Origin of the sequence: Leifsonia sp. 2MCAF36, from assembly GCF_052115525.1 — a bacterium.
Lineage (GTDB): Bacteria > Actinomycetota > Actinomycetes > Actinomycetales > Microbacteriaceae > Leifsonia.
On the sequence record NZ_JBFRGV010000010.1, the window covers coordinates 107,954 to 119,885 of the forward strand.

An 11,932-nucleotide genomic window follows, 5' to 3' on the forward strand; every position below is an offset into this window, starting at 1 on the left:
CGCACGTCGAACGGTGAGTGGATGCTCGAATCCGCGCCGAGTGGTGACATGATGTCGCGACTCGGCGGAGGCGATCCGGAACGTCCCACAGACTTTCACTGCTGTCGGCGAGAGGGTGCGACGGCGTAGCGTGGGTTCATGCCCGTTGTGACGAACCACCGCCTCGGAGAACCGTGCTGGGTCGACTACGCCAGCACCGACGTACCGCGCGCCCGCGACTTCTACGCGAGCCTGTTCGGGTGGACTGCCGACACGGCCGGTGAGGAGTACGGCGGCTACGTGACCTTCCGGCGGGACGGACGCGCCGTTGCGGGCCTCGGGCCGGTGATGGGTGACGCGCAGGGCGACTCCTGGCTCACCTACCTCCTTGTCGATGACGCGGAAGCCTCCGAGAAGGCGGCCCTCCAGGCCGGCGCACAGGTGATCGCCCCCACGATGACGGTGGGCGACCAGGGCAGGCTCGCAGTGATCGCCGACCCCGGCGGCGCGGTGGTCGGTCTCTGGGACCCGGAGCAGCACCGCGGCTTCGAACTGGTCGCCGAGGTCGGCGGGCTGTCGTGGCATGAGCTGTACGCCCGCAGCTATGCGGAGCAGGTCGAGTTCTACACCCGGGTCTTCGGCTGGAACACCCAGGTGCTCAGCGACACGGCGGATTTCCGCTACGCGACGTTCGGCGACCCCACCTCGCCGAGCGGCGGCGTGTACGACGCGAACGGCATGCTGCCGGAGGGCGTCCCGTCGCACTGGGTCGTCTACTTCGGCGTCGCCGACGCCGCCGCCGCATCCCAGCGCGTCGTCGAACTGGGCGGAACGGTCATCCGCGACCCGTGGGACAGCGAGTTCGGCCGCTTCGCGCAGGCCACCGACCCGCTCGGGGGGCTGTTCTTCCTGCACGAGATCGGCTCGGGCAGCGCCGCCTAACCCCGCCCGAGCCGCACATTTGCCCCAAATCGGCGCTTACGCGGCCCCAAAGGGCACATTTGGGGCAAATCGGCGCTTACACGGCGGCATAGCGCACATTTGGGGCAAATCGCGGCTAGACGTTGGGGGGCGCGGAGGCGCGGAGGTCAGTGCGCAGTCGCCTGGAAGGAGCGGATGCGCAGCAGCACCTCGGTGCGCAGCTCCTCCGGAGCGGTCTCCTTGCACGCGCGCTGTACGACCTCGGTCAGCACCACGTTCAGGTGCGCTTCGTTGGAGCACCCGTCGCAGTGCGCCAGGTGCTCGCGCACATCGGCAGCATCCTCGCTGCACAGCTCGTTGCGCAGGTACTCCTCGAGTTCGGCTTTCGCCTTCTCACAACCGCAGTCGGTCATCTCTTGCTCCTGGGGGTCTGCACGGCTGGGTCTCCCTGGACGGCGGAGAGCCCGCGCTCGTGCGCGTAGTCGGTCAGAAGCTCCCGGAGCATGCGACGGCCACGGTGGAGGCGGCTCATCACGGTGCCGATCGGGGTCTTCATGATGTCGGCGATCTCCTGGTAGGAGAACCCCTCGACATCGGCGAGGTATACGGCCAGCCGGAAGTCTTCCGGGATGGCCTGCAGCGCGTCCTTGACGGCGCTGTCCGGCAGGTGGTCGATCGCCTCGGCCTCGGCCGAGCGGCTGGAGGACGAGGACATGGATTCCGCGCCTCCGAGCTGCCAGTCCTCGAGCTCGTCGATCGTCCCCTGGTAGGGCTCGCGCTGCTTCTTGCGGTACGTGTTGATGAACGTGTTGGTGAGGATGCGGTAGAGCCAGGCCTTCAGGTTGGTGCCCTGCTGGAACTGGTTGAAGGCCGCATACGCCTTCACGAACGTCTCCTGTACGAGGTCTTGCGCGTCGGCCGGATTCCGGGTCATGCGCAGGGCGGCAGCGTACAGCTGGTCCATGAAGGGCAGGGCCTGCTCCTCGAAGAGGTGGCCCGTATCCTCGGTCTCGGTGCTCATCACCGGCCAGTCTAGTTGCGACGCCCGCACCGTGCCCCAGGGGGATACGTCGACGGCTTCATCGCGTGTGGTGACGCCTGGGGCGTCGAGCACGGCGGTTGCTGCCACGAGCTGATCCTTCCTGGTACGCGGAACACGGATAATCTTGACAACAATGCTGATCTCGAAATATTCCGCTCCGGACTTCGACCCGTACGGCGACAACCGCGTCGACGAGCCGAACACGCTGTGGCCTGCGCCCGTCGCCGGCGGCCCGGTCTCCGCGTCCGTCTCCCTGCCCGGCTCCAAGTCGCTGACCGCTCGGGAGCTGGTGCTCGCCGCCTTGGCGGACGGCCCGTCGCTGCTCCGCTCCCCGCTGCACTCGCGTGACACCGCCAACATGGTGGATGCGCTCCGCGCCCTCGGGGTCGGCGTCGATGAGAAGACGGGCGCCGGAGAGTTCGGCGCCGACCTCCTCGTCACTCCTGCGGAGGAGCTGCTCGGCAGCACCACCATCGAGTGCGGTCAGGCCGGAACCGTCATGCGCTTCGTCCCTCCGCTCGCTGGTCTCGCGCTCGGCCCGACCATGTTCGACGCCGACGACTCCGCCCGCGGCCGGCCGATGGGCGCGATCATCGCCGCCCTGCGGGCGCTCGGCGTGGACGTGAACGACGACGGCCGCGGCTCCCTCCCCTTCACCGTTCACGGCACGGGCAGCGTCGCCGGCGGAGCGGTCGAGGTGGATGCGTCCAGCTCCAGCCAGTTCGTCAGCTCCCTGCTGCTCTCCGCGAGCCGGTTCGAGGACGGCCTCGACCTGACGCACGCGGGTGAGCGGCTGCCCAGCCTCCCGCACATCGAGATGACGATCGCGGCGCTGGCGGCACGCGGGGTCACCGTCGAATCCCCCGAGACCGGGCACTGGATCGTCGCCCCCGGGACCATCGCGGCGCTCGACGTCGACATCGAGCCCGACCTGTCCAACGCGGCGCCGTTCCTGGCGGCCGCTGTCGTGACCGGCGGCTCGGTCACCATCACGGGCTGGCCGGAGTCGACCACGCAGGTCGGCGCCGACCTGGCGGAGCTGCTCCCCCTGTTCGGAGCGACCGTGAGTCGTGACGGCGACCGGCTCACCGTCACCGGACCGGAGCGCCCGAACGGCGTCACACTCGACCTGACCACCGGAGGCGAGCTGGCTCCCGCGCTCGTCGCCATCGCCGCCCTCGCCGACGGCCCGACCGAGATCACCGGAATCGGGCACATCCGTCACCACGAAACGGACCGCCTCGCCGCCCTCGCCGCCGAGATCAACGGCCTCGGCGGTGCGGTCACGGAGCTCGAGGACGGCCTGCGCATCGAGCCGCGCCCGCTTCACGGCGGCGTCTGGCGGAGCTACGAGGACCATCGGATGGCGACGGCCGGCGCGATCATCGGCCTGGTCGTCGAGGGCCTCGAGATCGAGAACATCGCGACCACGGCGAAGACGCTGCCTCAGTTCACCCAGCTCTGGACACGGATGCTGCAGGAAGGCACCGAACGGCGTGGCTGACAACACCGGGTCGTGGTGGGATGACGGCGAGGACGACGAGGAGCTCGACCGGTACGACGAGTCCACCATCCGCAGCCGCCCCAACCCGAAGGGCAACCGCCCGCGAACCAAGACCCGGCCCGAGCATGCGGGCGCCGAGATCGCGCGCGTGCTGGGCGTCGACCGCGGCCGGTACACGGTCCTGCTCGACGAGGACGGCGACGACGAGCGACAGGTGACCGCCGCCCGCGCCAGCGAGCTGCGCCGCAACCCGATCGTGAACGGCGACCGTGTCGCGGTCGTCGGAGACACCACCGGCGAAGAGGGAACGCTCGCCCGCATCGTCCGCGTCGAGCCGCGCACGACCCTCCTGCGCCGCAGCGCCGACGACACCGACGAGGTGGAGCGCGTCATCGTGGCGAACGCCGACCAGATGCTGATCGTCGTCGCGGCCGCGAATCCGGAGCCGCGCACCCGGCTGGTCGACCGCTACCTCGTCGCCGCCTACGATGCGGGGATCGAGCCGATGCTGTGCGTCACCAAGACCGACTTGGCCGATCCGGAGGACTTCCTCGCGAACTTCGCCGGCCTCGACCTCCCCGTCTTCACGAGCCGCCAGGACAGCATGCCGCTGCACGAGATCACCGCTGCCCTGGTCGGGCACGACACGGTCGTCGTCGGCCACTCCGGCGTCGGCAAGTCCACCCTCGTCAACGCCCTGGTCCCGAGCGCGCACCGCGCGACCGGACACGTGAACGTCGTCACCGGCCGCGGCCGGCACACGTCGTCGTCCACCGTTTCGCTCCGGGTCGAGGACGCCTCCGGCCGTCACGGCTGGGTCATCGATACGCCGGGCGTCCGCTCGTTCGGGCTCGGGCATGTGAATACCGACAGCATCCTGAAGTCCTTCACCGACCTGGCCGCGATCGCCGAGAACTGCCCACGGGGCTGCACCCACCTGCCGGACGCCCCGGACTGCGCGATCATCGAGGCCGTCGAGGAGGGGCGGCTCGGCGACGCCGGGCGGGCGCGGTTGGACTCCCTGCAGCGCCTGCTCACCACCTTCGCGCACTGAGGACGTTGCGGCCGATCGCTGCGTTCGCTGCCAGAATGGAGCTATGACGGATGTGCGACTCCAAGCGGGCGAGCAGGCTCCCGCGTTCAGCTTGACCGATCAGGACGGCACGGCGGTCTCGCTCGGCGACTTCGCCGGCGAGAACGTGATCGTGTACTTCTACCCGGCGGCCATGACGCCCGGCTGCACCACGGAGGCCTGCGACTTCCGCGACAACCTCAACTCGCTGAAGTCGGCCGGGTACCAGGTGATCGGCATCTCGAAGGATGCGCCGGCGCGGAACAAGGAGTTCCAGGAGCAGGAGGGCCTCAACTTCCCGCTGCTCTCCGACGAGGACCTCGCGGTGCACCAGCGGTACGGCGCCTACGGGGAGAAGAAGCTGTACGGCAAGACCGTGGAGGGTGTGATCCGGTCGACGTTCGTCGTCGACCCGGACGGCTCGGTGCGCCTCCCGCTGTACAACGTCAAGGCGACCGGGCACGTTGCGTCGCTGCGCAAGAAGCTCGGCATCGACGCCTGACCGCCATCGACGCCTGACCGGCTAAACCGGCAGCCGCGGGACCGAGGCGAGAAGTCGACGCGTGTAGGGGTCGCTCGGCGAGCCGAGCACCTCGGCCGTCGCGCCCTGCTCCACCACGCGACCGCCCTGGAGCACCACCGTTTCGGCGCACAGGGAGGCGACGACCCCGAGGTCGTGGGACACCATGACGACGGTCATCCCTTCGGTGACGGCGAGTTCGCCGAGCAGTTCGATGATCTGGATGCGCGTGGTCACATCCAGTGCACTGACCGGCTCGTCCGCCAGCAGCACCGTGGGGCGTGACACGATCGCCCGGGCGATGGCGATGCGCTGCCGCTGCCCGCCCGAGAACTCGTGCGGGTACCGTCTCGCGGCGTCCGCCGGCAGCGCGACCGCTTCCAGAGCGGCGGCGACCCGCTCGCGCGCGTCGGCGCCGGAGGCGACCCGCAGGGAGGCGAGCGGCTCGGCGACGATCCGGCCGACACTCTGCCGGGGGTCGAGGGACGAGTACGGGTCCTGGAAGACCGGCTGCACGGCGCGGCGGAAGCGCCGCAACTGCTCCCGGTCGCGTGGGTCGAGGGGTTCGCCGTCGAACAGCACCGCACCGCTCGTCGGCCGGGCGAGGCCGAGGAGGAGGGAGAGCGCCGTCGTCTTGCCGGCTCCGGACTCCCCTACCAGCCCGAGGCTCCGCCCGGGTTCGACGACGAACGAGACGTCGTCGAGTGCGGATGTCGCGGCTCGCCGGTAGCGGAATCCCGCCTCGCGCAGCTCCAGGATCGCCGTCATCGCACCTCCAGCGCCGCATCGAGCTCCCGCGCGCTGCGCAGGAGTTCGGCGGTGTACGGGTCGCTCGGGGCGCGCAGGAGCTGAGAGATGGGGCCCTCCTCGGCCATTCGACCGCCCCGGAGCACGATCGCCCTCTGCGCCATGCGCGACACGACGGCCAGATCGTGGCTCACGAACAGCAGGGACATTCCGCGCTCGGCGACCAGCCGCTCCAGGAGCGCGAGGACTTCTGCCTGAACGGTGACATCGAGGGCGGTCGTCGGCTCGTCCGCGATCAGCAGTCGAGGGCTGCAGGCCAGTGCCGCCGCGATGGCGACGCGCTGACGCTGTCCTCCCGAGATCTCCCAGGAGTAGGCGCGGGCGATGCGCTCCGGCTCGGGCAGGCCGACCTCGGCGAGCGCGTCGAGCACGGATCGTCGAAGCTCGTCGCCGCGGAGTCCCAGATGGCGTCGGAGCGGCTCGGCGACCTGCCGGCCGAGGCGCATCAGCGGGTCGAGAGCGGTCAGGGGTTCCTGGAAGACGGTGGAGGCGACGCGTCCGCGCAGCGGAACCAGGTCGCGCTCGCGCGCGCCGATGACCTGCACACCGTCGAGGAGGACGCTCCCCGATGCGGTCAGGCCGTCGGGGAGCAGCCCTGTGAGCGCGAACGACGTGAGCGACTTGCCCGACCCGGACTCACCGATCAGGCTCAGCCGCTCCCCCGGCGCGAGCCGGAAGGAGACGTCGTGCACGAGCGTCGCGCCGTCTCGTGTCGCGACGGAGAGCCCCTGTACCTCGAGGACCTGCGCATCGGCATTCATCGGGATCTCCTCCGCGTGGGGTCGGCCACGTCGCGCAGTCCGTCGGCGACCAGGTTCACGCCGATCACGAGCACGACGAGCGCCACACCCGGTGCGATCGCACCGACAGGAGCCGTGGATACCGTCCCTTGCGCCTCTTGCAGGAGCCGGCCCCACGACGCGTTCGGCGGAGGTGCGCCGAGGCCCAGATACGACAGGCTGGCCTCCGCCAGAACGGCGACACCGAACTGCAGTGCCAGGTTCACGCTCAGGGTGGGCCAGATGTTGGGCAGGATGTGGCGAGCGATGATCCCGGACCACGAGGTTCCCGACGTGCGGGCCGCGGTGACGTACTGCTGAGCGAGCACCCGCTTCGCGAGCACCCGGGTCAACCGGGCGACCACCGCGGACATCGCCAGACCGATCGCGACGATGGCCGTGCCGAGGGATGCCCCCTGCGCCGCGACGATCAGCATCGCGAGCAGAAGCGTCGGGAAGGCGATCAGGATGTCGAGGGCGGCGGAGAGCGTGTCGTCGACCCACCGGGTGGCGAACGCCGCAAGGAGCCCGAGCGTGATGCCGATGATCGCGCCGATCACGACCGCACCGAGGCCGACCGCCAGCGCAATCCGTGCGCCGATCATCAGCTGCGTCAGCAGGTCGCGCCCGAACCGGTCCGTCCCCAGCCAGTGCGCGCCGCTCGGCTGCTCCAACCGCGTCCCGGACGTGTCCGACTGCGCGTACGGCAGCCAGAAGAACGACACCACAGCGACGATGACGACGATCCCGACGAGCGTCAGTCCGATGCCGAGCGTCACCGAGCGCCGCGCACGCCTCCGGGGTCGCCCCACCGGCTCCGGTGCGGCCGCTTCGGTCGCCTGCTCCACGATCGCACTCATACGTTGCCCGAGATGCTGCGCCGCAGACGCGGGTCGACGAGCCGCTGAGCGATGTCGGCGAGGAAGCCGACGATCAGGACGAGCAGGGTGGAGACGAACAGGATGCCCTGGATGTTCGGATAGTCGTGCTGCTCGATGGCCTTCAGCAGCATGCTGCCCAGCCCGGGCAGCGTGAAGACGCTCTCCACCACGACGGCGCCGAGGAACGTGGTCGCCAGCTCGATGCCGAGCACCGAGATGACCGGAACGGCGCCGTTGCGCACGCCGTGAGCCCACATCGCGCGTGCGAAGCCGGAACCGAGCGCCCGTGCATTGCGCAGGTAGTCGCTGCCGATCACATCCAGCGTCGCACTCCGCACATACCGGGCGATGGAGGCGCTCATCACGATCGCGATCGTGACGACCGGCAGGGCCAGCGAGGTGAGCGCCGCCGACGGATCGGACCAGTCGTCACGCGGGAAGCCACCCGACGGGAACCAGCCCAGGGTGATGGCGAACACATCCACGAGCAGGATGCCGACCCAGAACACGGGGACGGCGATACCCAGCTGCGAGAACGCGGACAGCAGCACGCCGTACCAGCGGTCGGCCTTCCATGCGGCCACGAAGCCGATCGGCAGGGCCAGCACCAGCGCGAGGGCGAACGACAGCAGCGTCAGCGGGACGGTCACCGACAACCGCGCCGCGATCTCCGGGCCGACCGGGAGGGAGCTGATGAACGACTCCCCCAGGTTCAGGGTGAGGAGACTGCCGAACCAGCCGAAGAACTGCTGTAGCAGTGGCAGATCGCTGCCGACCTGACGCTGCGCCGCCGCGATCTGCTCTTTGGTCGCACCGACCGACAGCAGCGCGTTCGACGGGTCGCCCGGGAGCACGCGCAGAAGGAAGAACAGCACGACCATGGCCAGCACCAGCGACACCACGAGGAACGCGGTGCGACGCAGGAGGTAGAGAGCCATGATGTTTTAAGCGTAGATGCTCGGGGAGCCGGGCGACGGCTCCCCGAGCATCTGTGGATAATGCGCGGTTCGGGTTACTTCTTGACGATTCCGTAGGCGTAGAACTGCGAGTTCAGCCCGTTCACCGGGTAGCCGCTCACGCTGCTGTCCGCCACCACGATCTGCGGGTACAGGTACAGCCAGGCGCTCGCGGCGTCCTTCGCGATCTGCTCGTTGACCTGCTTCAGCTTCGCGGTCTGCTCGGCCGTCGTCGTGGACTGCTCTGCCTCGTTCACCCAGGCCGTCACCTGCGGGTTGTCGTAGCCCCAGTAGAAGTCCGGGTTGCCGTACCAGACCACGTCGCGGTCGTTCACGTGCTCCTGCAGGGTCGCCGTGAAGTCGTGGTTCTTGAAGACCTTCGTGTACCACTCGTCCGCAGAGATGGAGTTGATGGTGACGGTGACGCCCACCTTCGCCAGCTCGCTCTTCAGGAACTCGGCCACGGCCGGGTGCGGGTCGTACGTCGGGGTGTCCAGCGTGAAGCTGAAGCCGTTCGCGAAGCCGGCGTCCGCCAGCTCCTTCTTGGCCAGGTTCACGTCGTACGGGTTCACCTTGGTGAGGTCCTCGTACCAGGGGTCGCTCGGCGGCACCATCGAGCCGATCAGCGTGCCGTAGTCGCCCCAGATCGAGTTGAGGAGCTTCTTGGTGTCGATCGCCGAGTAGACAGCCTTGCGGACCTCGACGTTGTTGAAGGGCGCGACTTTGTCGTTGAACGCCAGCAGCTCCTTGGTCGTCGACTTGCCGTCGGAGATCGTGTAGTCCTTGTTGCCCGTGAAGGTGGCCAGCGCATCCGGGCTCTGGATGCTCGTCACGATGTCGACGTGCTTCGTCTGCAGCGCGTTCGAGAGGGCCGAGGCATCGGTGAAGTAGTCGAACTCCACCTCTTTGTTCTTGGCCTGGTCGCCCCAGTAGCCGCTCCAGCGCTCGAGGCTCAGCGAGCTTCCGCGCTTCCAGGTGCCCAGCTTGTACGGGCCGGTGCCGTCCTCGGCCGTCTTGTAGTTCGATGTGCCCGGGCCGTAGATCCAGACGTAGCTGAGGTTGTAGGGCAGCGAGATCGAGCGGGACTTCAGGCTGATCGTCACGGTCTTGTCGTCCGGAGTGTCGATCTTCGAGATGACCGCCAGCTGCGACTTGCGGGCCGACTGCGAGTCGGCCGCGGTGACGCGCTCGATGCTGCGCTTCACGTCGGCGCTGGTCAGCGCCTTGCCGGAGTGGAACTTCACCCCGTCGCGAAGCGTGAACGTGTAGGTGAGGCCGTCCGCGCTTGTCGCATACTTCGTCGCGAGCAGGGGCTCGACCTTGCCGTCGTCGGTCAGCTTGAACAGGCCCTCGTAGACGTTGCCGTTCAACGCCTCGGTGACGCCCTGGCCGCCGCCAGCCGTGTTGTCGAGGTTGACGGGCTCGTAGAGGGAGCCGATGGCGATGGACGCGTCGCTACCGCCGGCGCTGGACGACGAGGCGCCCGCGCATCCGGCGAGCGCCAGCGCCGAGGCGAGGCCGACCGCGAGGGTCGCGAACAGGGAAGACTTTTTCACAGAGGTGCTCCAGTGCTGTGGGGGTGTGGATGCTGGGGTGTGGATGTGACGAGCTCGCGGGCGGCCGTCGCTCAGGGCTGGGAGCCGCCGCGCTGTGTCGCCTCGCGCCGTGCAGCTTGGCGAAGGGCGACACGCTTCTCACCCGCGGTGACCGCGACGGGGAAGCGGTTGTTGCGCGGCGGCAGCGGACAGTTGTACTGGTCCGAGAAGCCGCACGGCGGCACGAAGGCCTGGTTGAAGTCGAGGACGACGCGATCGCCGTCGCGCTCGACGAAGAGGAATCGGCCCGACGCGTAGGTGCCCTCGTCGCCGTCGGCGCCGTTGCTCGGGTCGCCGAAGACGAGCAGCAGCGTCCCGTCGTCGTCGAAGGCACTCAAGGTGTAGTGGATGCCGTCGCGCTCGAATGCGATGTCACCGGGGACGACGAGGTCCCGGGTGAGGCCGTTGTCACGGATGTGCTCGAAGGGGATGGTGCGGTCGTCGCTGACCGGCGTGAAGGTCGCTTCGATCACCCAGCTGGGATCGAAGGGGAAGACGTCGATGGTCTCGAAGGCGCGGATCGCCGACGACGCGGCGTCCCAGAGGCGGATGCCGCGCTCGACCTCCCCGGTCTCCAGGCTCCTCCGCGTGAGCTCCGTCGCGGTGACCGTTTCGGCATGCCCCGCCAGAGCGTCCTGAGCGGTGGTGGTGTCGCCTGCGGCGAGCCAGCGGGTCTCGATCAGGGCGAGGTTGCCGGTCGGCGCGGTGACGCTGCGGAGGCGGTTCGACCGCCAGGCGTCCCAGCCGTCACGGGCGCGCTCGATGGTATCTGCGGATGCGGAGGGAAGTGTGGAGATATCAGTCACGATGTCGGTCATAACGCCCCCAGTCTGCGAGATGTTCCCCGATCGGGCCGATTCGTGTTGCTCAGTGTTGCTAGAGCTCAGTGTTGCTAGAGCTCAGTGTTGCTAGAGCTCAGTGTTGCTCCGGGTCCGTCGTGCGCGGGGTCGCACGCACCACCGACGGCAGCACCGCGAGCACGCCGGCAACCACTGCGGGGACCAGCAGCGCCCAACCCAGGTCCGGCCGCGCATACAAGCCCTCGAAGCATCCCACCGCCACCGCCAGCTGCAGGATCTGGATGGTCACCGTCGAGGCGCGCGCCCAGCTGCGCCGGCGAACGAGCGCGACGACCGTCGCGACGACCCAGACGGCGGCGAGGAACGCGAGCACCGTGATCGCGACGGCCGACGGGTACGAGTCCGGACGCACCGTGAGCAGGTCGATGAGCAGCCACACTGCGACCGCGAGAACGAGCACCGCCTCCAGTGCGACGAGCACTGTGAGCACGATCAGGAGCGCCGGCCGGCGGGAAACCGGCGTCGTCGCAGCACTGTCGGAGGCGACTCGGTCGCCGTTTCGCGGGTCGGGCACTATAGCATCCTGACGTTTCCGGCTCGTGTTCTCAGCGTTATCCCATACAAAACTATTGATTCGGAATAACTGCTATGGGAGCATGTTCTTCGGTCGAGTTTTCGCTCACAGGGTCGTGGGCAGGTCTGATTCCCCCGGATCTATGCACCCTGCAACCCGGCTGCTTACCTGCATTCTATGGCCCCCTCGGGTCTGGAACCCCAGTAAACAAGGAGCACATCTTCATGGATTGGCGCGACAAAGCCGCCTGCCTCACCGCGGACCCCGAGCTTTTCTTCCCGGTGGGCAACACCGGACCCGCGGTCGACCAGATCGACAAGGCGAAAGCGGTCTGCGCGCGTTGCACCGTTACGGAGATCTGCCTGCAGTACGCACTCGAGACCGGCCAAGACTCCGGCGTCTGGGGTGGCCTCTCAGAAGACGAGCGTCGCGCCCTGAAGCGCCGCGCTGCCCGGGCTCGCCGCGCCTCCTGAGGCCGGCACCACCCAACGGCTTCACCGTC

14 protein-coding genes are annotated in these 11,932 nt (G+C 68.7%); 5 read left to right on the top strand and 9 right to left on the bottom strand.

Going from position 1 to position 11,932, the window contains the following annotated elements; genetic code table 11:
* Positions 1-138: 138 nt before the first annotated feature.
* On the top strand, positions 139-921 hold the full coding sequence (locus tag AB4079_RS15665; protein WP_441788242.1) for a VOC family protein: 783 nt from the start codon (positions 139-141) through the stop codon (positions 919-921).
* Positions 922-1,067: 146 nt separating this feature from the next.
* Here AB4079_RS15665 and AB4079_RS15670 read toward each other — a convergent pair whose 3' ends face one another.
* Positions 1,068-1,313 (bottom strand): zf-HC2 domain-containing protein, encoded by a 246-nt coding sequence (locus tag AB4079_RS15670; protein WP_441788243.1) that lies wholly within the window; start codon positions 1,311-1,313, stop codon positions 1,068-1,070.
* Complete coding sequence (locus AB4079_RS15675; RefSeq protein WP_441788322.1) at positions 1,310-1,921, bottom strand: sigma-70 family RNA polymerase sigma factor; 612 nt, start codon at positions 1,919-1,921, stop codon at positions 1,310-1,312. The genes AB4079_RS15670 and AB4079_RS15675 overlap by 4 nt, the downstream gene beginning before the upstream one ends.
* Before the next feature lie 154 nt (positions 1,922-2,075).
* On the opposite strand from AB4079_RS15675, the gene aroA reads away from it, so the two are divergent.
* The 3 genes from aroA to bcp are packed head-to-tail and all read left to right on the top strand — an operon-like array spanning position 2,076 to position 5,020.
* Complete coding sequence (gene aroA, locus AB4079_RS15680; protein ID WP_441788244.1) at positions 2,076-3,446, top strand: 3-phosphoshikimate 1-carboxyvinyltransferase; 1,371 nt, start codon at positions 2,076-2,078, stop codon at positions 3,444-3,446.
* Positions 3,439-4,500: a ribosome small subunit-dependent GTPase A gene (gene rsgA, locus AB4079_RS15685; RefSeq protein WP_441788245.1), complete on the top strand. Its 1,062-nt coding sequence runs from the start codon at positions 3,439-3,441 to the stop codon at positions 4,498-4,500. Before aroA ends, rsgA begins: the two co-directional genes overlap by 8 nt.
* Positions 4,501-4,543: 43 nt before the next feature.
* Positions 4,544-5,020, top strand: coding sequence for a thioredoxin-dependent thiol peroxidase (gene bcp, locus AB4079_RS15690; RefSeq protein ID WP_441788246.1), 477 nt, complete (start codon positions 4,544-4,546; stop codon positions 5,018-5,020).
* 21 nt (positions 5,021-5,041) lie between these two features.
* On the opposite strand, the gene AB4079_RS15695 is transcribed toward bcp, so the two are convergent.
* The 7 genes from AB4079_RS15695 to AB4079_RS15725 form a co-directional block, all read right to left on the bottom strand.
* Entirely contained in the window at positions 5,042-5,806 is a 765-nt protein-coding gene (locus AB4079_RS15695; RefSeq protein ID WP_441788247.1) for an ABC transporter ATP-binding protein, read from the bottom strand.
* A complete protein-coding gene (locus AB4079_RS15700; protein WP_441788248.1) occupies positions 5,803-6,606 on the bottom strand; it encodes an ATP-binding cassette domain-containing protein in 804 nt (267 codons plus the stop codon). The genes AB4079_RS15695 and AB4079_RS15700 overlap by 4 nt, the downstream gene beginning before the upstream one ends.
* Entirely contained in the window at positions 6,603-7,484 is an 882-nt protein-coding gene (locus AB4079_RS15705) for an ABC transporter permease (protein ID WP_441788249.1), read from the bottom strand. The genes AB4079_RS15700 and AB4079_RS15705 overlap by 4 nt, the downstream gene beginning before the upstream one ends.
* Entirely contained in the window at positions 7,481-8,443 is a 963-nt protein-coding gene (locus tag AB4079_RS15710) for an ABC transporter permease (protein ID WP_441788250.1), read from the bottom strand. The genes AB4079_RS15705 and AB4079_RS15710 overlap by 4 nt, the downstream gene beginning before the upstream one ends.
* Positions 8,444-8,517: 74 nt before the next feature.
* On the bottom strand, positions 8,518-10,017 hold the full coding sequence (locus AB4079_RS15715) for an ABC transporter substrate-binding protein (RefSeq protein WP_441788251.1): 1,500 nt from the start codon (positions 10,015-10,017) through the stop codon (positions 8,518-8,520).
* Between the two features lie 71 nt (positions 10,018-10,088).
* On the bottom strand, positions 10,089-10,874 hold the full coding sequence (locus AB4079_RS15720) for a DUF1684 domain-containing protein (protein ID WP_441788252.1): 786 nt from the start codon (positions 10,872-10,874) through the stop codon (positions 10,089-10,091).
* 97 nt (positions 10,875-10,971) lie between these two features.
* Complete coding sequence (locus AB4079_RS15725) at positions 10,972-11,430, bottom strand: hypothetical protein (protein WP_441788253.1); 459 nt, start codon at positions 11,428-11,430, stop codon at positions 10,972-10,974.
* A gap of 224 nt (positions 11,431-11,654) precedes the next feature.
* Here AB4079_RS15725 and AB4079_RS15730 point away from each other — a divergent pair, with 224 nt between their 5' ends.
* A complete protein-coding gene (locus AB4079_RS15730) occupies positions 11,655-11,903 on the top strand; it encodes a WhiB family transcriptional regulator (RefSeq protein WP_018190103.1) in 249 nt (82 codons plus the stop codon).
* The last annotated feature ends 29 nt before the right edge of the window (positions 11,904-11,932 follow it).